The following is a 20143-nucleotide window of genomic DNA, read 5'->3' on the forward strand; positions in this document are numbered from 1 at the left end:
GGCCGTGGCTGCGGCCCCGGTTCCCCCGGCGCCTCCGGTCCAGCCGCCCGCGCCGCCCCGGCCCATCGCGCCGCCCGACCCGGCCCGCTGGTCGGTGCGCGGCACCCTGGCGACGGGGCTGATCGCCATCGCGGTGCTGCTGGGGGGCTTCACCGTCTGGGCGATGCAAAGCCGGATCGCGGGCGCTGTGGTCGCCTCGGGCCAGGTCGAGGTCGAGCAGCAGCGCCAGGTTGTCCAGCACCCGGACGGCGGCGTGGTCGAGGAGATCCTGGTCAAGGACGGCCAGACGGTCGAGGCGGGCCAGCCCCTGCTTCGGCTGGACGGCAACCTGTTGCGCACCGAACATGCCATCGTCGAGGGGCAGTATTTCGAGATCCTCGCCCGCCGCGGCCGGCTGGAGGCCGAGCGCGGCGATTCCGAGACGATGCAGTTCCCCGAGGAGTTGCTGACGGCCGCCAAGGGGAATGCCGACCTGCAAACCCTGATGGAGGGACAGCGCAGCCTGTTCGAAACCCGCCGCGACACGCTGCGCCAGTCGATCGAGCAGCTGGAAAAGCAATCCGAACAGGTCCGCCAGCAGGTCGAGGGCATCGACGCCCAGGTCGCCGCCCTGATGCGCCAGCGCGAGTTGATCGGAGAGGAGCTGGAGGACCAGCAATCGCTGCTGGATCGCGGCTTGGCGCAGGCGTCGCGGGTTCTGGCGCTGGAGCGGGAGGCGGCCAGTCTGGACGGCCAGGTGGGCGAGTTGCAGGCCAGCCGCGCGGCGGCCGAGACGCGCCAGACCGAACTGGACATCCAGCGCCTGCGCCTTGGCGCCGAACGGCGCGAGGAGGCGGAAACCGAGCTGCGCGACCTGGGCTATCGCGAACTGGAACTGGCCGAACGCCGCCGGGGCCTGACCGAGCAGATCAACCGCCTGGACATCCGCGCGCCTGCGGCGGGCGTGATCTACAACATGCAGGTGACGACGCCTCGCTCGGTCATCCGGCCCGCCGATCCGGTGCTGTACGTGATCCCGCAGGACCGCCCGCTGGTCGTCAGCGCGCGGCTGGCCACGATCAACGTGGACGAGGTGCAGGTGGGCCAGCCGGTGGTGCTGCGCTTTTCGGCCTTTTCGTCCCGCACGACGCCGGAAATCGACGGGGTTCTGGGCCGGGTGTCGGCCGATGCGCTGATCGACGAGGCGACGCGGATGCCCTATTACCGGGCCGAGGTGACGATCCCCGCCGACCAGCTGGCCAAGCTGGGCGATCTGGCGCTGATCCCGGGGATGCCGGTCGAGGTCTATATCCAGACCGGCGAGCGCAGCCCTATGGCCTATCTGATCAAGCCGCTGGCGGATTACTTCAACCGGGCGTTCCGGGAAAGCTGACAGAGAAGCGGGGGACCAGTCCCCCGCACCCCCTGGGATATTTAGGCCAAGATGAATAGCAGGGGGGCTATTTCTTGCGGCGGCGCTTGGTTGCGCGCTTGATCTCGGCCAGGCGCGACTTGGTGGACATGGGCCGGGGACTGCGCCCGCGCTTGCCCTTTTGCGGGCCGCGCGGCAGGGGCTGGCCGTCCAGTTCCAGCAGGTCCAGCGTCAACCCGCCGGTCATCGGGATCGCCTCGGCCAGGCGCACCGTGACGCGCTGGCCCAGGCCGATCTCAAGCCCCGTATCGCTGCCGATCAGCATGGACGCGTCGGGGTCGAAGTGGAAATATTCGTTCCCGATGGCGCGGATCGGCAGAAGTCCGTCGGCCCCGGTTTCGTCCAGCTTGACGAAGGCGCCGAATTTCTGGACGCCGCTGATGCGGCCCGTCATCTCGGTCCCCACGCGTTCGGACAGGAAGGCAGCCAGATAACGGTCGGTCGTGTCGCGTTCGGCCGCCATGCTGCGGCGTTCGGTTTCGCTGATATGGGTCGCGGTTTCGGACAGCCGCTCCATGTCCTGTGGGCTGAGGCCGTCCTTGCCCCAGCCATGGCCGGTGATCAGCGCGCGATGCACGATCAGGTCGGAATAGCGGCGGATGGGCGAGGTGAAATGCGCATAGGATTTCAGCGCCAGCCCGAAATGGCCAAAGTTTTCCGGGTGGTAATAGGCCTGGGTCATCGACCGAAGCGTGCTGATGTTGATCAGTTCGTCAAAGTCGGTGCCTTCGGACTGCGCGAGCAGGCGGTTCAGGTGGCTGGTGTGCAGCACCTGCCCCTTGGCCAGCGTGAAGCCCGAGGCCTGGGCCACCTCGCGCAGGGCGTCGATCTTGGCGAGGCTCGGTTCCTCATGCACGCGGAACAGCAGGGGGCGCTGGCGGCGGGTCAGTTCCTCAGCCGCGGCGACATTGGCCAGGACCATGAACTCCTCGATCAGGCGGTGGGCGTCGAAGCGGTCGCGGAAGTTGACCGACTTGACGCGCCCGTCCGGGGTCAGTTCGATCCGGCGTTCGGGCAGGTCCAGATCCAGCGGCTGACGGCGGGCGCGCGCTTCCTTGAGCAGACCGTAAGCGTGCCACAAGGGCCGGATCACGCTGTCCATCAGCGGTTCGGTCTGTGCATCCGGCTTGCCGTCCGCCGCCGCCTGGGCCTGTTCATAGGCCAGCGAGGCACGGCTGTTCATCATGCCGCGATGGAAGTTGTGGCTGATCTTGTTGCCCAGCGAATCCAGCCGCATCCTGACCGCGATCACCGGGCGGTCCACGCCTTCGTGCAGCGAACACAGGTCCGCCGACAGCGCCTCGGGCAGCATCGGCACCACGCGGTCGGGGAAATAGGTGGAATTGCCGCGCAGCCAGGCCTCTCGGTCCAGGGCGGAACCGGGGGTGACGTAATGGGCCACGTCGGCGATGGCGACCCAGATGGTCGCGCCGCCGTCCTCCTCGACATGCGCGGCCACCGCGTCGTCATGGTCGCGCGCGTCCGAGGGGTCGATGGTCACAAGGGGCAGGTCGCGCAGATCCTCGCGCCCCTTCATGGTGGCGGGCTTGGCGCCCTCGGCCTCGGCGATCACCGCGTCGGGGAAATCGTCGGGGATGCCGTGCTGGTGGATGGCGATCAGGCTGACCGCGCGCGGGGCGGAGGGGTCGCCCAGCCGGTCGATGATGCGCGCGGTGGGCAGGCCCAGGCGGCCCTTGGGACCGATCTGTTCGGCCTGCACCAGTTCGCCATTCTGCGCGCCAAGGGTCGCATCCGGGCGGACGCGCCATTCCTTGTCCTGGCCCTTGTCGATGGGGACGATCCGGCCGCCTTCGGCTTCCTTGCGGAAGATGCCGGTGATGCGGTGGGGGGCGGCGGTGATGCGGCGGATCAGGCGGGCCTGGTATTGATGATCCTCGCCCAGGACCTCGACCAGGCGGCCCAGGAAGCGGTCGCCCCGGCCAAGCGCCGGGTCGGTTTCGCGGGGCGCATAAAGGATGCGCGGCATCGGGCCTTCGCCATGCCATTCCAGCGGATGCGCGAACAGGTCGCCCGAGCCGTCGGGCGGCAGCAGTTCCAGCACCGTGACCGGGGGCAGGCGTTCGGCGTCCAGGTAATGGCGGCGGCGGCGTTCCAGATGGCCCTCGCCCTCAAGCTCCTTCAGCAGGCGCTTCAGCTCGATCCGTTCGGCGCCCTTGATGCCGAAGGCCTTGGCGATGTCGCGCTTGGAATTGGCGTCGGGATGTTCCGCGACCCATTCCATGATCTGTTCCTTGCTGGGAAGCTGGGCCATGTGCGGGATCCTTCAAAGGTCGCGGGTCATGTCACGATGCGGGATCCCCGCGTCGTCGTAAACCGGGCCATGCGCCGTAAAGCCCAGCTTTTCATAGAACCCGATGGCATGGACCTGGGATCCCAGCTTGGCGCGCGTGACCCCCGGCTGGACCCGCAGCACGTCCAGCGCCGCGCGGATCAGCGCCGCGCCAAGGCCCGTGCCGCGCGCGGGGGCCAGCACGCAGACGCGGCCGATCTTGCCGGTGTCGCCCAGCACCAGGATGCGCGCCGACCCGACCGGCTGGCCGTCCTGGGTGGCCAGCAGGTGGATCGCCTGATCGTCCTTGCCGTCCATCTCCTCGAACTCGGGGACGCCCTGTTCCTCGATGAAGACGGCGCGGCGCAGGGCGTGGCAGGCGGCAAGGTCGGTGGTTTGTTCGATCTTCATGCGAAATATTTTTCCAGAATCCGCTGGTAGATGGTCTTGAGCTGCCGGACCTGCGCGACCGGCACGCGTTCGTCCACCTGGTGCATATAGGCACCGACAAGGCCGAATTCGACCACCGGGCAGTGGTTCTTGACAAAGCGCGCGTCCGAGGTGCCGCCCGTGGTGGACAGCACCGGCTGGCGGCCCGTTTCCTGCGCGACCACGCCCCGGACCAGATCGACGAAGGGGCCGGGTTGGGTCAGGAAAGCCTCGCCCGTGACATTGGCCTGAAGGGTCAGCGCCACGCCGGTCGCCTGGGCGATGCGGGCGGCGCGGGCGGTCAGGTCGGCTTCCAGGCTGGCCGCCGTATGCAGGTCGTTGAAGCGGATGTTGACCACCGCGCGCGCCGATTCCGGGATCACGTTGGAGGCCGGGTTGCCGCAGTCGATGCTGGTGATCTGCAAGCCGGTGGGGTCGAAGTGGTCGGTCCCTGCGTCCAGCGGCGCGGCGATCAGGTCGTTCAGGTATGCCGTCAGCGCGTGCAGCGGGTTCTTCGCCCGGTGCGGATAGGCCGCGTGGCCCTGCACCCCGCGCGCGGTGACGGTGAAGGTCACCGATCCGCGCCGGCCGATCTTCATCATCTCGCCCATGATCTCGGGGTTTGATGGCTCGCCCACGATGCAGGCGTCCATGCGTTCGCCGTTTGCCTCCATCCAGTCGAGGATGGCGGTTGTGCCATCGCGCGACGGGCCTTCCTCGTCCCCGGTGATGGTCAGGATCACCGCGCCGTCGGGGGGCGTGGCGCGCACGAAGTCGATGGCGGCGGCGGTGAAGGCCGCGACGCCGGATTTCATGTCGGTGGCGCCCCGGCCCCAGATGATGCCGTCTTCGGTATGACCGCTGAAGGGGGGGTGGGTCCATGACCCCAGGTCGCCGGGGGGCACCACGTCGGTATGGCCGTTGAAGCCCAGGGTGCGCGCGCCCCTGGCCCCCCAGCGGGCGAACAGGTTGGGCGTGCCGTTGCGATCGACGCGATGCACCTCGAACCCGGCATCCCTCAGCAGGTCGCCCAGCAGGACCAGGGCACCGCCTTCGCTTGGCGTGACCGAGGGGCAGCGGATCAGGCGGGCGGTCAGGTCGGCAGCGTCAATCATGTCATATCCAGTCCGAGAAAGCGCGGCGGGCGAGGTTCAGGCCGGTGATCACCAGCAGGACCAGCGTCCAGCGGCGGAAGACGGCGGCGTCCATGCGGTCCTGCAAGGCGAACCCCGCCAGCATCCCCCCGAAGGCCGGGACGCACAGCGCCGCCGACAGGGGGATGGTCTGCGCGTTCAGGATGCCGGATGCCAGATGCGCGGCGGTCAGCCCGGCCGCGCCCAGGAAGAAGACCACGCCCTGCACGCGCACCTGTTCCTGCTTGGGCACCCCCAGCGACAACAGCAGCACGACCAGCGGCGGCCCCCAGATGCCGGAAATGCCGCCGTAAAGCCCGCCGATGACGCCGGTCGCGACCTCGGCCCGGCGGCGGTGGTGGATGGGCAGCGCCAGGGGGCGGCCCGCCAGTTGCCACAGGGCGAACCCCAGGATCGGCACGCCCAGCAGGGCATACATCAGCGCCTGCGGGATCTGGCGCGCCATCCCGGCCGAGATCATCAGGAAGACCAGCACCATGGCGATGTGCCAGCGGAAATTGCGGACCGATTGCATCGCGGCGGCCGGGCCTTGCCGCAGCGCCTGGTGGATGTTCGTGGTCAGCACCGGCAGGATCAGCGCGGCCAGCGCCACGGGCGGCGGCAGGATCGAGGCGAAGGCCGAGGCCATGATCAGCGGCATGGCGAATCCGATCGCCCCCTTCACAAAGCCCGCGAAGGCCGTGACGGCGAAGATCGTCCAGAATTGCCAGGGATCCAGTCCAAACATGCGGGCAAGCTAGCGGGGCGAACGCGGAATGGAAATGCCAGATCACCCGGACATTTTCGTTCACTCATCATCTATCTTGCGCATAATTGTTGCGCTGCGGCTGCGAAGGCGCTACCCATGCTGCAACGCCGCAAGGGAGCCTGAGCCATGAAAGACATGCCGCACCAGTTCGACGCCGTCCTGTCGGAACTTGCCGACCTGCAAGCCCGCGCCACGGAAGCCCTGCGCGGCATGGTCTCGACCGGCGGCAAGATCGACGCCGAGGCGCTGGAACGGCACCAGCACGCGGCCCATGCGCTGTCCTGGCTGGCCACTTACGTCGAATCGCTGCGCCAGCTTGCCGCCTGGTCGGGGCGCGTGGGCGGCGAGATCGAGGGCCTGATCACCCAGATCGGCTTTGGCGAATACCTGACCCAGATCGCCGGCGGCATCCCGATGAGCCAGACGGAATTCGCCCGCCTGTCCGACCTGGGGGTGGACTGGCAACCGTCCGACGCGGCCCGCGCGCTGATGGCGGGCAACACGGCCGAGGCCCGCGCCCGGCTGGCCGCGCTGATGGCCGACGCCAAGGGCAGCGCGACCTTCGGGGCAAGCGGCCTTGACGAGGATCTTGAGATGATCCGCGACCAGTTCCGCCGCTGGGCCGACGACAAGGTGGTCCCCCACGCGCACGGCTGGCACCTGCGGGACGAGCTGATCCCGATGGAGATCATCGCCGAACTGGCGGAACTGGGCGTCTTCGGCCTGACCATCCCCGAGGAGTTCGGCGGCCTGGGCCTGTCCAAGGCCGCGATGGTCGTGGTCAGCGAGGAACTGTCGCGCGGCTATATCGGCGTGGGCAGCTTGGGCACGCGCAGCGAGATCGCCGCCGAACTGATCCTGGGCGGCGGGACCGACGCGCAGAAGGCGCATTGGCTGCCACGCCTGGCATCGGGGGAAATCCTGCCCACGGCGGTCTTTACCGAGCCCAATACCGGCAGCGACCTGGGCAGCCTGCGGACACGGGCGGTCAAGAACGGCGACACCTGGACCATCACCGGCAACAAGACCTGGATCACCCATGCCGCGCGCACCCATGTGATGACGCTGCTGGCCCGCACCGACCCCGACACCAGCGATTACCGGGGCCTGTCGATGTTCCTGGCCGAAAAGACGCCCGGCACCGACGCCGACCCCTTCCCCACCCCCGGCATGACCGGCGGGGAAATCGAGGTTCTGGGCTATCGCGGCATGAAGGAATACGAGCTGGGCTTCGACGGGTTCCAGGTCAGCGCGGAAAACCTGCTGGGCGGCGTCACCGGCCAGGGCTTCAAGCAGTTGATGCAGACCTTTGAATCCGCCCGCATCCAGACGGCGGCCCGCGCCATCGGGGTGGCGCAGAACGCGCTGGACCTGGGGCTGCAATACGCGCTGGACCGCAAGCAGTTCGGCAAGCCGCTGCTGGCCTTTCCGCGCGTGGCCGACAAGCTGGCGATGATGGCGGTGGAAATCACCATCGCCCGCCAGCTGACCTATTTCAGCGCATGGGAAAAGGATCACGGCCACCGCTGCGACCTGGAAGCCGGGATGGCCAAGCTGCTCGGCGCGCGCGTGGCCTGGGCCAGTGCCGACAACGCGCTGCAAATCCACGGCGGCAACGGCTTTGCGCTGGAATACCCCGTCAGCCGTGTGTTGTGCGATGCACGCATCCTGAATATTTTTGAAGGGGCGGCCGAAATTCAGGCCCAAGTGATCGCCCGGCGGCTGTTAGGCTGATCGCGTTTCGTCTAGGGTGCTGCAACCAAAGCGGTTTTGCCGCATTCCCATTCGACGATCGCCTACAGGAGTTATCCCACATGCCCCGCCTTGCCCGACTTGGCACATTCGGCGCGCTGGCCGCCGCAGCATTCGCCCTTGCCGCCTGCGAGCAGACGCCGCCCCCCTCGCCCGACGATCGCGGCTTCATTCCGGGCGGCGATTATGCCCTGGTCGGCATGGACGGCGCGACCGTGCCCCTGCGCAACATGACCCTGACCATCGCCGAGGGCACTGTGTCGGGCCGTGGCCCCTGCAACGGCTATGGCGCCAGGAACAACGCGGAACTGCCGCTGGTCCAGCTGTCGCCGCTGCAAAAGACCAACGTGCCCTGCGGCAAGAACACCACCATCGAGAACCGCTTCTTCGAGGTGATGCAGACGGCGACCGAGATGGAATATTACGGCGGCGTGCTGAAGGTGAAGTCGCCCCTGACCTGGCTGATCTTTGAACGCGGCGTCACCGGGGCGCAGGCCCAGGTCACGGCGGTCGATCAGGCCCGCGCGGGTCAGTAACCGTTCGGCGGCTGGCCTCGGGTCAGCCGGTCCACAAGACGCTGGCGGGCGGCCGGGACAGGGCGGCCCACCAGTTCCCCGGCGATGCGCGCGGTCAGGAAATGGCCGGTGATCGCCAGCCCCTCGGCCAGGCCATGCCCGCGATTGTCGCCCGCCCCGCCCAGGATGCCCGGCAGGGGCAGCAGCCGGTCGGCCCATTCCCCCGCCCCTTCGCGGCTGACGGCGCGGCCCGATTTCGGACTGACATAGGCCAGGCCTTCCGACGCCCCCGTCACCGCGCAAGAGGACAGGTCCAGGCCGAAGCCCATCTCCTCCAGCAGGCGCATTTCCCAATGCAGGTAATCGGCGCCCCAGTCCCCGCCGGTTTCCATCAGGTCCAGCAGGCGTTCGGTGTCGCGCGCCAGGACGGGATGGGGGTCGCGTTCGGGCAGGGCAAAGACCAGCAGCGAACAGACCGCGTTCAGCCCGGCCAGCGCCAGGGGATCGGCCATCAGCCCCGACCGCAGGCGCAGCGGTTCCACGGAAAACGTGCCAAGCTGGTCGTCCCGCCGCGCCCGCCAGCGCAGATCCAGCCGCGATCCCGGTTGCAGCATCGCCGCCCGTTTCTGCGACACGCCGCCCGGCACCAGCCCCGAATGACGCCCGTGCAGATCGGTCAGAACGTCCAGGATCACCGCCGTTTCCCCATGGGGGCGGCGCGCCAGGACCGTGCCTTCGGCCTGCCACTCCATTCAGGCGGGGGGCAGGGTCAGAGACCCGTCGGCGGCCAGGTGGTCCCGCCCGAACAGCGCCAGCACCGGGCCGTTCATTTGGCAGAAGGTCACGCCCGGCTGCGAACCGGCATGCGGCACCCATCCCCAGGCTTCATAGAAGGCCCGCGGGCGGTCCATGTCACCCGCGCCAAGCGTGACAAGCGTGATGCGTTGGCGGGACAGGGACATGGCACCTCCGGGTTGCAGCTTGGCACGCGGCCAGGGCGCTGCCAAGTCAGGTCATCGCCCGCCGCCGCGCCCCCGCCCCGCGCAGCATCGACAGGGTATAGATCACCAGCGCCGCCCAGATCATCGGGAAGGCGATCATCTGGGCGGTGCCGAAGGGTTCGCCAAAGACCAGCACGGCGGTCACGAAGATCATCGTGGGCGCGATGTATTGCAGGATGCCGATGGTGGACAGGCGCAACTGCTTGGCCGCCGTGGCATAGCAGATCAGCGGCACGGCGGTGACGGGGCCGCAGCCCATCAGCAGGATCGTGTCCCACGCGTTGCCCGCCGCGAAATGCGACTGCCCGCTGGCCGTCAGCCAGGCGGCATAGGCCAGGGCGGGCGGCGTCAGCAGCAGCACCTCCAGCGTGAAGCCCTGGGTCGGACCCAGCGGCAGGCTTTTCTTGCAATAGGCGTAAAAGCCCCAGGTCAGCGTCAGCCCGATCGCCACCAGCGGCAAGCGGCCCAGCTGCACCGTCAGCACCACCACCGCCAGGGCGGCCAGGGCAATCGCCGCGACCTGCGCCCGGCTCATCTTCTCGCGCAGCAGGGTCGCGCCCATCAGGATGCTGAACAGCGGGTTGATGTAGTATCCAAGCGCGGCGTCAAGGGCGTGGTTGTTGCCCACCGCCCAGACATAGATCATCCAGTTCACGGAAATCAGCGCGGCGGTGATCAGCGCCATGCCCAGCAGGCGCGGCTGGCGCAGGGCGGCACCCACCTCGGCCCAGCGGCGCTGCATCAGCAGCACGGCCAGCGCGATGGGCAGCGACCACAGCACGCGATGCGCGATCACCTCGGCCGGGGGGACATGGGCCAGCTGCTTCATGAACAACGGCAGGACCCCCCACATCACATAGGTGGCGATGGCCAGGGCCAGGCCGCGCGGGGAATCACCGGATGGGGACGGGTTGCTCATGCGATGTGCATAGGCTGCAAACCGGGATCACGCCAGCCCCGGTTCATCCAGAAGCGTGCGTCCGTCGCGGCTCTCGATCTCGATCACCCACAGGTCGGGATCAAACCCACGCTGCCGGGCGATGGCCTGATCGACCTCGCGTTCCGGGCCACGGGCCAGCACCTGCCAGGGGCGGCTGTCGCTGTCGAAATCCCATTCGCGCCCGTAAAGCGCGGCGGTCCCGTCCAGATGCGCGCATTTCACCAGCACCGCGCCCGCCGTGTCGTCGCCGCGCGCCGTCACATAGGCGGGGATATTCGCCAGCCCAAGCCGCGCCAGATAGGCCGCGACCCAGATGCCGGTCGCAAGCCGGGGCTCAGGCATCGCCGTCGCGGAAATCGAGGCCCATCTCGTTGTACCGTTCCGCCTCGTCCAGCCAGTTCTCGCGGACCTTCACCTGCAGGAACAGATGGACGCGGCGGCCCATGAACTCCTCCAGCTCGGCGCGGGCGGCCTGGCCCACGGCCTTGATCGTCTCGCCGCCCTTGCCCAGCACGATGCCCTTGTGGCCGGGACGGGCGACATAGACGACCTGATCGACGCGTGCCGACCCGTCCTTGCGTTCCTCCCAGGCCTCGGTTTCCACGGTCAACTGATAGGGGATTTCCTCGTGCAGGCGCAGGGTCAGCTTTTCGCGGGTGATTTCTGCCGCGATCATGCGCATGGGCAGGTCGGCGATCTGATCCTCGGGGTAGAGCCAAGGGCTTTCGGGCAGGGTCGCGGCCAGCCAGTCGCGCAACTGTTCGCAGCCATAGCCCTTTTCGGCGCTGATCATGAAGGTGCTGACAAAGGGATGGGCGGCGTTCAGTTCCGCCGACAGCGCCAGCAGGGTTTCCGCCTTTACGCGGTCGATCTTGTTGATGACCAGGGCCACGGGCGTCTTGCCGTCCAACCCTTTCAGCGAATCGATGATCGCCTTGACCCCTTCGGTCATGCCGCGATGCGCCTCGACCAGCAAAAGGATGATGTCCGCGTCAGCCGCCCCGCCCCAGGCAGCGGCGACCATGGAACGGTCCAGGCGGCGGCGCGGGCGGAAGATGCCGGGCGTGTCCACGAAGACGATCTGCGCCGCGCCATGGATGGCGATGCCGCGGATGCGGGCGCGGGTCGTCTGGACCTTGTGGGTGACGATGCTGACCTTGGCGCCGACCATCTGGTTCAGCAGCGTGGATTTCCCGGCATTGGGTTCGCCGATCAGCGCGACGAAACCCGCGCGGGTGGGTGTGGTGTCGGTCATGCGCGGCCCTCCAGCCGGTCCAGCAACGCCTGCGCGGCGGCCTGTTCGATGCTGCGTTTGGTGCCCGCGCCCTTGGCCTGGGCCTCGCGCCCGTCGGCCAGCCGCGCGGTGATCAGGAAGACCGGCGCGTGGTCCGGCCCGCTGCGCTCGGTCTGTTCGTAAACCGGCGGCGGCATCCCGTTGGCCTGCGCCCATTCCTGCAAGGCCGTCTTGGCGTCGCGGGGATCGTCCTCAAGGCTGTCCAGCCGGTCGGCCCAGAGGCGCAGCACGATCCGGCGCGCGGCGTCAAAACCCGCGTCCAGATAGACGGCGGCCAGCACGGCTTCCATCGCGTCGGCCAGCAGGGCTTCCTTGCGGCGCCCGCCCGACATCATCTCGGACCGGCCCAGCTTCAGGACTTCGCCCAACCCGATGTCGCGGGCGATGGCCGCGCAGGTCTCGCCACGCACCAGCGCGTTGTAGCGGGGGGCAAGCTGGCCTTCGCTGGCCGCCTTGTCGGCGTCGAACAGCGCCTCGGCCATGACCAGGCCCAGGACGCGGTCGCCCAGGAATTCCAGCCGCTGGTTGTCGGGCCGCGTGGTTGACGCGATGGAGCCATGGGTCAGCGCGCGCACCAGCAGTTCGGGCCGCGCGAAGTCGTGGCCCAGCCGGGCCATGAAGGCGCGGATGTCGGCGCCGGGCTTCAATCGACCGCCTTGAAGAAGCGGTCGGCCCGCCAGGTCCAGAAATACAGAAGCGAGCGCCCGGCGGAGGAGAACATGATCCGGTCCGCGCGCCCGATCAGGTATTCGGCGGGGACAAAGCCAAGGCCGCCGATTTCCTGAGGAAAGCGCGAATCTTCCGAATTGTCGCGGTTGTCGCCCATGAAGAAATACTGGCCCTCGGGAACGGTGAAGGTGGGCGTATCGTCGGCGAAGGCGCCGTCCTGGATGTTCAGGATGTCGTGGCTGCGCCCGTTGGGCAGCGTTTCGGTGAACCGCTGGCTGATGCAGTCGGCACCTTCCGGGATGGGGTCGTTGACGCAGCGCGGGATCAGGCCCTGCGGGCCCTGCTGTTCCTTGACCTCGATGAAATCACCGGCGGGGGTGATCGGCACTTCCTGGCCGTTGATCCACAGCCTGCCCCCGCGCATCTGGATCGTGTCGCCGGGCAGGCCGATCAGCCGCTTGATGAAATCGACGCCCCGCGTGGGGTGGCGGAACACCACCACGTCGCCGCGTTCGGGGTCCGATCCCAGGATCCGGCCGCTGATGGGGCAGATCGCGAAGGGGCAGGAATATTGTGAATAGCCATAGGCCATCTTGTTGACGAACAGGAAGTCGCCGATCAGCAGCGTGTCCTTCATCGACCCGGACGGGATCCAGAAGGGCTGGAAGAACAGCGTGCGGAAGATGCCCGCGATGACCAGCGCCCAGAAGATGGTCTTCACCGTCTCCCACAGGCCTTCCTTTTTCTTGCCCGCCATGCTGTCGGCCATGGTGTCGTCCTTCGTGATGAGGTGCGGGCGAATGGCCGCGTCGCCGCGTTCTTGGCCACCGGCGGGGCGCAAAGTCAAGATTGCGGGGCGTCGGGGCGGGCCTCGATCACCACGAAAGCCTGCGCCCAGGGGTGATCGTCGGTCAAGGTGACGTGAACGATGGCGTGATGCCCCGGCGGCGTCATCTGCGCCAGCCGGTCCGCCGCCCAGCCGGTCAGCGTCATCACCGGCTGCCCCGAAGACAGGTTGCCCACCGCCATGTCGCGCCAGCTGATGCCCATCGCCAGCCCGGTGCCAAGCGCCTTGCTGCACGCTTCCTTCGCGGCCCAGCGTTTCGCCAGCGTCCCCGCCTCGTCCTTGCGGCGCGCGGCCTTGGCGAGTTCGGTGGGCGTGAAGACCCGGGTGCGGAAGCGGTCGCCGAAGCGGTCGAGCGTCCCCGCGATGCGGTCGATATTGGCCAGATCGGTGCCGATGCCCAGGATCATGCGCGCGGCCCGGGCAGGGTCATGGGTATTCGGGCAACGAAGAGGCGGCCTGTCATGGCGCGCCCTGCACCGTGATGTCGCCCGTTTGCTGGTTGATGGTCAGGGACAGCGTGTACCAGCCGCCCTCGGGATCCTCGGGCAGGTAGTGCTGCGCGGGCAGGGTCAGCGTCAGGCCGCGCGCGGGATCATAGCCGGACTGGCGCTTCGCGAAGTCCAGGTCGTAGAAGCCCAGGCCGTTGCCCGCCTGCACCACGCGGCACTGGCGATAGCCCACCTCGTCGCGCGGGGGGCTGATGACCAGCAGCTTCAGCGCCCCGCCCGCAGGTTCGACCATGTCGAGAACCGCCACGCGGACCTGCCCTTCGGCATAGCTGGCGATGTTCTTTTCCCACGGCTCGGCGATGCTGTCGGCGGAAACAGCGTCGCAGGGCTGAACCTGCTGCGCCAAGGCCGGGGCGGCAAGCAGCGAAAGGGCAAGGGCAAGGCGGATCATGCGCGCGCCCTGTCCATGCAGCGGCGCATTTCGCGGATCGCCTCTCCCAACCCGGTGAAGACCGATTCGGCGATCAGGAAATGGCCGATGTTCAGTTCCCTGACCTGCGGAATGGCGGCGATGGGGGCGACGGTGTCGAAGGTCAGGCCGTGGCCCGCATGGACCTCCAGCCCCAGGCTGTCGGCCAGGGCCGCGCCCTGGGTCAGGCCCGCCAATTCGGCGTCGCGTTCCGCAAGGCGGCCTTCGGTGTCCAGGTCGCAATAGGCGCCGGTGTGCAGTTCCACGACCGCCGCGCCGATGCGGGCGGCGGCTTCGATCTGGGCGGGGTCGTGGCCGATGAACAGCGAGACGCGGCATCCCGCCTCGCGCAGCGGCGCGATATAGTCGGCCAGCATCGCCTGATTCCCCGCCACGTCGAGGCCGCCTTCGGTGGTGCGCTCCTCTCGTTTCTCGGGGACGAGGCAGACGGCATGGGGGCGATGGCGCAGGGCGATGGCCTGCATTTCCGCCGTCGCCGCCATTTCCAGGTTCAGGGGCAGCGTCAGGTTTTCCATCAGCGCGTCGATATCGGCGTCGCTGATGTGGCGGCGGTCTTCGCGCAGATGGGCGGTGATGCCATCGGCGCCCGCCTGTTCCGCGATGCGGGCGGCGCGCAGCGGGTCGGGCCAAGGCGTGCCGCGCGCGTTGCGGATGGTTGCGACGTGATCGATGTTGACGCCAAGACGCAGCATGGTTCCCCCAGGATTTTGCGCCACCTTAGCGGGGCCGTGGCAAGGGTGCCAGTTCCGTCGCGACCGCCCACCAGCCATGCTGTTTCAACGCCGTGGCGGCAATCCGGGCGCGGTCCGGGCTGTCGTAAAACCCGAAGCAGGTGGCCCCCGACCCCGACATGCGCGCGAAAGCCGCCCCGCTTGCGCGCAGGGCGTCCAGCACCTGCCCGATCACCGGGGCAATGGACAGGGCGGCGGGTTGCAGGTCGTTGCGGGTGCCCGCAAGCCAGGCTGTCAGGTCCGCAAGGCCGGTGAAGGCAGGGATAGGCGGAAGGCCCGGATTGTCGCGCCGGTCCATCGCGGCAAAGACCTGCGGTGTCGGCACCGCCACGCCCGGATTGGCCAGCACCAGCGGAACGGGGGGCAGCGGCGGCAGGGGCGTGACGATCTCGCCCACCCCCTGCATCCGGGCGGGGGTCGAGGCCAGGCAGACCGGCACATCGGCGCCCAGGCGTTCCACACGTTCAGGCAGCGGGTGCCCCATGCGGGCCAACCCGCGCAGCACCGCCGCCGCGTCCGCCGACCCGCCACCGATGCCGGACGCGACCGGCAGGGTCTTGGTCAGGGTGATCGCCGCATCCGCCCCCGCCAGCCTTGCCGCGCGCAGGCACAGGTTGTCGTCGCCAGACAGGCCCGCCGCGAACGGGCCGTCGATCCGCAGCGACAAGGGCCCCGGTTCCAGCGCCACTACGTCGCCCACCCCGGCGAAGGCCACCAGCGAATCCAGCAGGTGATAGCCGTCGGCCCGGCGTCCGGTGACATGCAGCGCAAGGTTCAGCTTGGCGGGCGCGGCCTCGATAACAGGCATCGCCTAGTTCGCGGCGGCCTGCGGCGTGGGCGCGGGGGCGTCAACCGTGCCCGCCGCCGCTTCCTCGGCCAGGACGGCATCCAGGCCCCGGTCCAGCTTGGCGCGGATGCGGTCGGGATCGACATCGTCGGTCTCGGTCGGCTCCAGCGACAGGGCGCGGCGCCACTGGATCTCGGCCTCGCGGTGGCGGCCGACCTTCCAGTAGATGTCGCCCAGGTGGTCGTTGACCAGCGGATCCTGGGACATGGTCAGGATGGCGGCCTCCATCGGGGCCACCGCGTCCTGATAGCGGCCCAGCCGGTAATAGGCCCAGGCCAGCGAATCGAGGATATAGCCGTCCTCGGGCGACAGCTCGACCGCCTTCTGGATCAGGGCCAGGGCGCGATCAAGGTTCTCGTTCCGGTCGATCCAGCTATAGCCCAGATAGTTCAGCAGGCTGGCCTGGTTCGGGCGGATCTCGATGGCGGCCAGGAAATCGGCCTCGGCCCGGTCGAACTGCCCCGACCGTTCCAGCGCGATGCCGCGGGCATAAAGCGGGAACCAGCGGGCGTCCGCGGGCGCATCCTTCAGAAGCGCCAGCGCCTTGTCATAGGCGGGCACGGCCTGGGCGAATTTTTCCTGCTGGCGCAGCAGGTCGCCAAGCGCGATCCAGGCCTGCGGCAGGTCGGGATATGCGGCGGTCAGGGACAGGGCGGCCTTGCCCGCCTCGTCTGTGCGGCCCGCGCGCGACAGGCTGTCGATGCGCACCAGTTCGGCCGTGGGTCGCATCTGGCCCATGCGGCGCAGGGCGTCGAATTCGGGTTCCGCCAGGTCGAACTGCTGGCGTTCCTGCAGGATCTGGGCGACCATCAGCCGCGCCTCGGCGGTGTCGGGCGACAGCCAGGCGGCCAGCCGGGCATGGATCAGCGACAAGGGCTCGGGGTCGGCGCTGGAGGCCAGGGCCGAGGCGAAGGTCAGGAACACCTGCGCGATGCCGTCGGCGGGCGTCCTGACCACGTCGAAGGCCACGGGTTGCCCGGATTTCAGCCTGTCGCGCAGCGCCAGAAGCTGCGGCTCGGCCTCGATGCCGGGGATCGCCTCGATCATGGCCACCGCCTCGTCGCGGCGTTCCAGTTGCGCCAGGATCTGCGCGCGGGCGGCAAAGCCCAGGATATGCGCGCCGGTGGTTTCATCGGCCAGCAGGGCCTCGGCCCCTTCGTAATCGCCGACCAGCGCGCGGGCCAGGGCCAGGTGATAGTTCACCATGGGCGCCACGCCTTCCAGCCGGGACAGGCGGTCGAACTCGGCCAGGGCTTCCTTGGCCTTGCCTGCGCCCAGAAGGCCCCATCCCCGCAGCATCCCGGCCAGCAGGTCGGCTTCCGACTCCACGTCCGTGGGGGTGCCGACATCGGCCAGCAGACCGTCCCACTTGCCCGCATGGACCAGGTCGGCGCGGTGGATCAGGCGCGACAGCTCGGTCGGTTCGCCATCGCCGCCGATGCGGTTGGCAAGCTGGACGGCACGGTCGATTTCCCCGGCGGACACCAGGGCGACCAGGGCGCTGTCCTGCAGGAAGCGGTCCTGCGGGTCATGCGCCACAGCCTGCACGAAGAACCGCGCGGCGGCCCCGTAGTCGTTTTCCACCGTCGCCATGCGCGCAGCCAGGAACGGCCCGGCCAGGCCGAAGGTCAACGGCGCGCGATCGGCCTTGGCCTCGGGCGCGGCGGCGGTGGCGGGGGCGTCGCTTTCAGGGCGCGGCGCGGGCCGGTCCTGGGCTTGGGCAGGCAGCGACAGCGCCGCCAGAAGGGCGGCGAGCAGGGGCAGATTCGGGCGGGTCAGGGTCAAGGGTTCCATCCCGGAGATCACAAAATCGTTGCCACGACCCTAGCGCGACACCGGACAGGGGGCAACGCCGGCGCCCCCCGCCCCGATCACATGTTCGGGTAATTCGGCCCGTCGCCGCCCTGGGGGGTTGTCCAGGTGATGTTCTGGCTGGGGTCCTTGATGTCGCAGGTCTTGCAGTGGACGCAGTTCTGGAAGTTGATCACGAAGCGCGGGCCGGATGCGTCCTCCACCACCTCATAGACGCCGGCCGGGCAATAGCGCTGCGCGGGCTCGGCGTATTCGGGCAGGTTCACCCGGATCGGGATCGTGGGATCGGTCAGCTTCAGGTGGCAGGGCTGGCTTTCCTCGTGGTTGGTGAAGGAAAAGGCCACGTTGGTCAGCCGGTCGAAGCTGAGCTTGCCGTCGGGTTTGGGATAGTCGATGGGCTTGAACTGCGCGGCCTTGCCGGTGGCCTCGGCATCCGTTTTGCCGTGCTTCCAGGTGCGCAGGATGTTGCGGCCCGTCAGCCCCGCCCCCCACATGTCCATGCCGCCCAGCACCAGCGACGGCCACAAGCCATAGCGCGACCAGGCGGGCTTGACGTTGCGCACCTTGCGCAGATCCTGGCCGATGGCCCCCTGGCGCACCGCCTGGTCGTAATCGGTCAGCCGGTCGCCCTCGCGCCCCGCCGCGATGGCCCTGGCCGCCGCCTCCGCCGCCTCGATGCCCGAGATCATGGCGTTGTGGTTGCCCTTGATGCGCGGCACGTTGACCATGCCCGCCGAACAGCCCAGCAGCACGCCGCCTGCAAAGGACAGTTCCGGCAGCGACTGCCAGCCGCCTTCGCTGATCGCGCGCGCGCCATAGGAGATGCGCTTGCCCCCTTCCAGCAGCTCGGCCACCATCGGATGGTGCTTGAAGCGCTGGAACTCCATGTAGGGATAAAGATAGGGGTTCTCGTAGTTCAGGTGGACCACGAAGCCCACCATCACCAGGTTGTCCTCGTAGTGATAGATGAAGGAGCCGCCCCCGGCGTTCTTGCCCAAGGGCCATCCCATGGTGTGGACGACGCGGCCCTTCTGGAACTTCTCGGGGCTGACCTCCCAGATCTCCTTCATGCCGAGGCCGTATTTCTGCGGCTCGTGGCCTTCGGACAGATGCAAGTGGTTGATGATCTGCTTGGCGAGGCTGCCCCGCACGCCCTCGCCGATGAAGACATACTTGCCGTGCAGTTCCATCCCGGGTTCATAGTTCGGCCCCGGCGTGCCGTCCGATTGCAACCCCATCTCGCCCGCGACGACGCCCTTGACGCGGTCGCCGTCCCACACGACGGCGCTGGCCGCCATGCCGGGAAAGATCTCGACGCCCAGGGCCTCGGCCTGTTCGGCCAGCCAGCGGCAGACGCTGCCCATCGAGACGATAAAGTTGCCGTGGTTGTTCATCAGCCGCGGCATCGGCCAGTTCGGCACGCGCACCTGGCCGCCCTCGCCCAGGACATAGAAGTTGTCGTCGGTGACGGCGGTCCTGACCGGGGCGCCACGCTCCTTCCAGTCGGGGATCAGGCGGTTCAGCCCGACGGGATCCAGCACCGCGCCCGACAGGATATGCGCGCCGACCTCGGAGCCCTTTTCCAGCACCACCACCGACAGGTCGGGGTCGATCTGCTTCAGCCGGATCGCCGCCGACAGGCCCGACGGGCCCGCCCCCACGATCACAACGTCATACTCCATCGACTCGCGGTCGATCGCTGGCGTGTCGGTCATGGCTGGGCCTCCCCCCTTGCTGGCTTCCTGCCGATGTAATCGCTTTGCCGCATCGCGGCAATCCTGACGCGACGGCCAAAAACTGCCAGCCGGGCCGCGCGCGGGCTTGCCAAGACGCGGCATTCCGGGGCACGGTGCCGACAACAAGGTCCGCGCCCCTGCCATCCGAATGGCGGGGGCGTTGCCTTAGCATTTGGACAATAACCGCATCCCGCAAAGGACTGGGCAGCGATGGACAAGATTCCGATGACCCGTGGCGGCTTTGCCGCGCTGGAACGCGAACTGGGCGATCTGAAGTCGAAGGAACGCCCCGCCATCATCCGGCAGATCGCCGAGGCGCGCGAACATGGCGACCTGTCGGAAAACGCCGAATACCACGCCGCCCGCGAAAAGCAGGGCTTCATCGAGGGCCGCATCAAGGAACTGGAATCGATCCTGTCGCGGGCCGAGCAGATCGACACGGCCAAGCTGTCGGGATCGGTCAAGTTCGGCGCCATCGTCAACCTGGTGGACGAGGACACCGACGAGGAGCGCACCTACCAGATCGTGGGCGAGGCCGAGGCCGATATCGAGCGCGGGCTGCTGAACATCCGCTCGCCCCTGGCGCGCGCGCTGATCGGCAAGGACGTGGGCGACAGCGTCGAGGTCACCACGCCCGGCGGCCAGCGCAGTTACGAAATCCTCGCGATCCGGTACGAATAAGAACGATGTCGCTGGTTGCACGGATCGCCACCCTGGCGCAGCGGGACGCCATCACCGCCACGGGCATCGTTCTCAGCGGGGTCTGGCTGTTCCTGGTCGCGCTGTTCTGGCTGCTGGCCCCGGGGGGCGAGGGCACGCAGGGCGGGCTGGCGCGCCTTGCGGTCATGGTGGGCACCATCCTGCCCCTGGCGCTGATCTGGCTGGCGGTCAGGACCGCCCGCGCCATCGCCGTCCTGCGGGCCGAGGCCGCCGACCTGCGCCAGCGCCTGGCCCAGTTGCGCGACACCGCCGCGCGCCCTTCGCGCCCGGCGTCGGAACCCGAACCGCTGGCCGAGCCCGAGCGGCAG

General features: G+C 68.5%; 21 protein-coding genes and 1 pseudogene. 5 read left to right on the forward strand and 17 right to left on the reverse strand.

The window, feature by feature from the left end:
* The first annotated feature begins 64 nt into the window (after window positions 1-64).
* Window positions 65-1372 carry an HlyD family type I secretion periplasmic adaptor subunit gene (locus tag JX613_RS18310; protein ID WP_419538848.1) on the forward strand — a complete coding sequence of 436 codons (1308 nt, stop codon included), beginning with the start codon at window positions 65-67 and terminating at the stop codon, window positions 1370-1372.
* A gap of 67 nt (window positions 1373-1439) precedes the next feature.
* Here the strand turns inward: JX613_RS18310 and rnr are convergent, their stop codons facing one another.
* The 4 genes from rnr to JX613_RS18330 are packed head-to-tail and all read right to left on the reverse strand — an operon-like array spanning window position 1440 to window position 6011.
* A complete protein-coding gene (gene rnr, locus JX613_RS18315; RefSeq protein ID WP_207102914.1) occupies window positions 1440-3683 on the reverse strand; it encodes a ribonuclease R in 2244 nt (747 codons plus the stop codon).
* A gap of 12 nt (window positions 3684-3695) precedes the next feature.
* Entirely contained in the window at window positions 3696-4112 is a 417-nt protein-coding gene (locus JX613_RS18320; protein ID WP_207102915.1) for a GNAT family N-acetyltransferase, read from the reverse strand.
* The gene (dapE, locus tag JX613_RS18325) at window positions 4109-5245 is read right to left on the reverse strand and encodes a succinyl-diaminopimelate desuccinylase (protein WP_207102916.1); all 1137 of its coding nucleotides are present in this window, start codon (window positions 5243-5245) and stop codon (window positions 4109-4111) included. The genes JX613_RS18320 and dapE overlap by 4 nt, the downstream gene beginning before the upstream one ends.
* A gap of 1 nt (window position 5246) precedes the next feature.
* Window positions 5247-6011, reverse strand: a complete 765-nt coding sequence (locus tag JX613_RS18330) for a sulfite exporter TauE/SafE family protein (protein ID WP_207102917.1) — start codon at window positions 6009-6011, stop codon at window positions 5247-5249.
* Window positions 6012-6167: 156 nt separating this feature from the next.
* Here JX613_RS18330 and JX613_RS18335 point away from each other — a divergent pair, with 156 nt between their 5' ends.
* Window positions 6168-7766 (forward strand): acyl-CoA dehydrogenase family protein, encoded by a 1599-nt coding sequence (locus tag JX613_RS18335; RefSeq protein WP_207102934.1) that lies wholly within the window; start codon window positions 6168-6170, stop codon window positions 7764-7766.
* Between the two features lie 80 nt (window positions 7767-7846).
* Window positions 7847-8320 carry an META domain-containing protein gene (locus tag JX613_RS18340; RefSeq protein WP_207102918.1) on the forward strand — a complete coding sequence of 158 codons (474 nt, stop codon included), beginning with the start codon at window positions 7847-7849 and terminating at the stop codon, window positions 8318-8320.
* Here JX613_RS18340 and recO read toward each other — a convergent pair.
* The 13 genes from recO to JX613_RS18405 all read right to left on the reverse strand — a co-directional run bounded on the left by recO (window position 8314) and on the right by JX613_RS18405 (window position 19094).
* Complete coding sequence (gene recO / locus JX613_RS18345) at window positions 8314-9051, reverse strand: DNA repair protein RecO (protein ID WP_207102919.1); 738 nt, start codon at window positions 9049-9051, stop codon at window positions 8314-8316. The two genes, JX613_RS18340 and recO, sit on opposite strands and share 7 nt — an antisense overlap.
* Complete coding sequence (locus JX613_RS18350) at window positions 9052-9261, reverse strand: VOC family protein (RefSeq protein ID WP_207102920.1); 210 nt, start codon at window positions 9259-9261, stop codon at window positions 9052-9054. It lies immediately after the preceding gene.
* A 46-nt stretch (window positions 9262-9307) separates the two neighbouring features.
* Window positions 9308-10219: an EamA family transporter RarD gene (gene rarD / locus JX613_RS18355; RefSeq protein WP_207102921.1), complete on the reverse strand. Its 912-nt coding sequence runs from the start codon at window positions 10217-10219 to the stop codon at window positions 9308-9310.
* Between the two features lie 27 nt (window positions 10220-10246).
* A complete protein-coding gene (locus JX613_RS18360; RefSeq protein ID WP_207102922.1) occupies window positions 10247-10582 on the reverse strand; it encodes a DUF1491 family protein in 336 nt (111 codons plus the stop codon).
* Window positions 10575-11495 (reverse strand): GTPase Era, encoded by a 921-nt coding sequence (era, locus tag JX613_RS18365; RefSeq protein ID WP_207102923.1) that lies wholly within the window; start codon window positions 11493-11495, stop codon window positions 10575-10577. Before era ends, JX613_RS18360 begins: the two co-directional genes overlap by 8 nt.
* Window positions 11492-12181 (reverse strand): ribonuclease III, encoded by a 690-nt coding sequence (rnc, locus tag JX613_RS18370; RefSeq protein WP_207102924.1) that lies wholly within the window; start codon window positions 12179-12181, stop codon window positions 11492-11494. Before rnc ends, era begins: the two co-directional genes overlap by 4 nt.
* Entirely contained in the window at window positions 12178-12960 is a 783-nt protein-coding gene (gene lepB, locus JX613_RS18375) for a signal peptidase I (protein ID WP_419538849.1), read from the reverse strand. The genes rnc and lepB overlap by 4 nt, the downstream gene beginning before the upstream one ends.
* 86 nt (window positions 12961-13046) lie before the next feature.
* Window positions 13047-13457, reverse strand: coding sequence for a holo-ACP synthase (gene acpS / locus JX613_RS18380; RefSeq protein ID WP_207102926.1), 411 nt, complete (start codon window positions 13455-13457; stop codon window positions 13047-13049).
* Between the two features lie 52 nt (window positions 13458-13509).
* The gene (locus tag JX613_RS18385; protein WP_207102927.1) at window positions 13510-13950 is read right to left on the reverse strand and encodes a hypothetical protein; all 441 of its coding nucleotides are present in this window, start codon (window positions 13948-13950) and stop codon (window positions 13510-13512) included.
* Window positions 13947-14681 (reverse strand): pyridoxine 5'-phosphate synthase, encoded by a 735-nt coding sequence (locus JX613_RS18390; RefSeq protein ID WP_207102928.1) that lies wholly within the window; start codon window positions 14679-14681, stop codon window positions 13947-13949. The genes JX613_RS18385 and JX613_RS18390 overlap by 4 nt, the downstream gene beginning before the upstream one ends.
* 25 nt (window positions 14682-14706) lie before the next feature.
* Window positions 14707-15528 (reverse strand): 4-(cytidine 5'-diphospho)-2-C-methyl-D-erythritol kinase, encoded by an 822-nt coding sequence (locus JX613_RS18395; RefSeq protein ID WP_207102929.1) that lies wholly within the window; start codon window positions 15526-15528, stop codon window positions 14707-14709.
* A gap of 3 nt (window positions 15529-15531) precedes the next feature.
* Window positions 15532-17352 (reverse strand): tetratricopeptide repeat protein, encoded by a 1821-nt coding sequence (locus JX613_RS18400; RefSeq protein ID WP_237168708.1) that lies wholly within the window; start codon window positions 17350-17352, stop codon window positions 15532-15534.
* Window positions 17353-17438: 86 nt separating this feature from the next.
* Window positions 17439-19094, reverse strand: coding sequence for an electron transfer flavoprotein-ubiquinone oxidoreductase (locus tag JX613_RS18405; RefSeq protein ID WP_207102931.1), 1656 nt, complete (start codon window positions 19092-19094; stop codon window positions 17439-17441).
* 231 nt (window positions 19095-19325) lie between these two features.
* On the opposite strand from JX613_RS18405, the gene greA reads away from it, so the two are divergent.
* Together greA and JX613_RS18415 are read left to right on the forward strand one after the other, a co-directional pair.
* Complete coding sequence (gene greA, locus JX613_RS18410; protein WP_207102932.1) at window positions 19326-19796, forward strand: transcription elongation factor GreA; 471 nt, start codon at window positions 19326-19328, stop codon at window positions 19794-19796.
* A 5-nt stretch (window positions 19797-19801) separates the two neighbouring features.
* A pseudogene (locus JX613_RS18415) lies at window positions 19802-20143 on the forward strand (hypothetical protein); the annotation flags it as partial.

The sequence above is a fragment of the Paracoccus shandongensis genome (genome assembly GCF_017315735.1).
GTDB classification, from domain to species: domain Bacteria; phylum Pseudomonadota; class Alphaproteobacteria; order Rhodobacterales; family Rhodobacteraceae; genus Paracoccus; species Paracoccus shandongensis.

Excerpts from the sequence above, each read along its gene's own strand:
- rnr (WP_207102914.1), bottom strand. The coding sequence starts at position 3,683 with ATGGCCCAGCTTCCCAGCAAGGAACAGATCATGGAATGGGTCGCGGAA.
- JX613_RS18320 (WP_207102915.1), bottom strand. The coding sequence starts at position 4,112 with ATGAAGATCGAACAAACCACCGACCTTGCCGCCTGCCACGCCCTGCGC.
- dapE (WP_207102916.1), bottom strand. The coding sequence starts at position 5,245 with ATGATTGACGCTGCCGACCTGACCGCCCGCCTGATCCGCTGCCCCTCG.
- JX613_RS18330 (WP_207102917.1), bottom strand. The coding sequence starts at position 6,011 with ATGTTTGGACTGGATCCCTGGCAATTCTGGACGATCTTCGCCGTCACG.
- JX613_RS18335 (WP_207102934.1), top strand. The coding sequence starts at position 6,168 with ATGCCGCACCAGTTCGACGCCGTCCTGTCGGAACTTGCCGACCTGCAA.
- JX613_RS18340 (WP_207102918.1), top strand. The coding sequence starts at position 7,847 with ATGCCCCGCCTTGCCCGACTTGGCACATTCGGCGCGCTGGCCGCCGCA.
- recO (WP_207102919.1), bottom strand. The coding sequence starts at position 9,051 with ATGGAGTGGCAGGCCGAAGGCACGGTCCTGGCGCGCCGCCCCCATGGG.
- JX613_RS18350 (WP_207102920.1), bottom strand. The coding sequence starts at position 9,261 with ATGTCCCTGTCCCGCCAACGCATCACGCTTGTCACGCTTGGCGCGGGT.
- rarD (WP_207102921.1), bottom strand. The coding sequence starts at position 10,219 with ATGAGCAACCCGTCCCCATCCGGTGATTCCCCGCGCGGCCTGGCCCTG.
- JX613_RS18360 (WP_207102922.1), bottom strand. The coding sequence starts at position 10,582 with ATGCCTGAGCCCCGGCTTGCGACCGGCATCTGGGTCGCGGCCTATCTG.
- era (WP_207102923.1), bottom strand. The coding sequence starts at position 11,495 with ATGACCGACACCACACCCACCCGCGCGGGTTTCGTCGCGCTGATCGGC.
- lepB (WP_419538849.1), bottom strand. The coding sequence starts at position 12,960 with ATGGCGGGCAAGAAAAAGGAAGGCCTGTGGGAGACGGTGAAGACCATC.
- acpS (WP_207102926.1), bottom strand. The coding sequence starts at position 13,457 with ATGATCCTGGGCATCGGCACCGATCTGGCCAATATCGACCGCATCGCG.
- JX613_RS18385 (WP_207102927.1), bottom strand. The coding sequence starts at position 13,950 with ATGATCCGCCTTGCCCTTGCCCTTTCGCTGCTTGCCGCCCCGGCCTTG.
- JX613_RS18390 (WP_207102928.1), bottom strand. The coding sequence starts at position 14,681 with ATGCTGCGTCTTGGCGTCAACATCGATCACGTCGCAACCATCCGCAAC.
- JX613_RS18395 (WP_207102929.1), bottom strand. The coding sequence starts at position 15,528 with ATGCCTGTTATCGAGGCCGCGCCCGCCAAGCTGAACCTTGCGCTGCAT.
- JX613_RS18405 (WP_207102931.1), bottom strand. The coding sequence starts at position 19,094 with ATGACCGACACGCCAGCGATCGACCGCGAGTCGATGGAGTATGACGTT.
- greA (WP_207102932.1), top strand. The coding sequence starts at position 19,326 with ATGGACAAGATTCCGATGACCCGTGGCGGCTTTGCCGCGCTGGAACGC.